1 protein-coding gene is annotated in these 936 nt (G+C 65.9%); it reads right to left on the minus strand.

Features of this window, described 5'->3' with window-relative positions:
- Positions 1-936: Tn3 family transposase (locus ABD296_RS49385; protein WP_344285460.1), on the minus strand; the 936-nt coding region annotated here is incomplete at both ends.

Raw genomic sequence — 936 nt, forward strand, 5'->3', positions numbered from 1 at the left:
CCAAGTAGGCGGAAGAGCCCGAACACCACATCGCTGTAGGCCCCGGTGTCGGTCATGATTTGCGTCGGCTGCAACTCGGTCTGCTGTTCCAGCACGACCTCCAGCAACACCAGGCTGTCGCGCAGCGTGCCGGGCACGGTGATGGCGTTGAGGCCGGAGAATTGGTCGGAAATCAGGTTGTACCAGGTGACACCCCGGCCGGTGCCGAAATACTTCGGATTGGGGCCGGCATGCACGGTGCGCACCGGTACGACGAAGCGCATGCCATCGGCGGAGGCGACCTCGCCGCCACCCCAGACTTGGGCCAGTTCCAGTTGGCTTTGCGCTCCGACCAGGATGGCGTTAGCCGCTGACAGGGTGTCGTCGCGGATATAATTCTGGCTGACCCAGGACAGCCGGTCACGGCGCAGCGCCGGGTTGTCGGTGCGGATCAAGGGCTCCAGGCCGGTGTTGCAGGCCCCGCCCAACAGCACCGCGCAGAGGCTGGTGACCAGGTTGTCGGCGCGTGCATTGCGTTCGGAGACATGGGTGAAGGCCTCGGAAAAGCCAGTGCGGGCGGCGATTTCCAAGAGGATTTCCGGCAGATCGACACGCGGCATCAGGTCAGACACGGCCGCCCGCAGTTGCAGCAACGAGCAGGGCTCGTCCAGCTTGTCCAGCGCCCCGAGCGACAGTTCGGTCTTGCCCTCGGTGTTCTCGCTCAGTTGAATCGCCGGGTTGTCGGGCAGGCGCGCGGCTACTGCCAGCCAGGTTGCATCCAGCTCGACGGACAAGGCGTCCAGGGTGGTTTTGGCGTCGATGGTCAGGCCCAGTGACCGGCAGATGATCGGTCGCGCCGCCAGCCATTCGGCACCGTCGAGCAGGCCAAGGCGCGGGTCGGCATAGCGCCAACTGGGCGAGACGAAGACATCGCGGCGGCGCAGGGCCGTGCGCAGC

This window comes from Actinomadura napierensis, from assembly GCF_039529375.1.
In the GTDB taxonomy this organism is placed as follows: domain Bacteria; phylum Actinomycetota; class Actinomycetes; order Streptosporangiales; family Streptosporangiaceae; genus Spirillospora; species Spirillospora napierensis.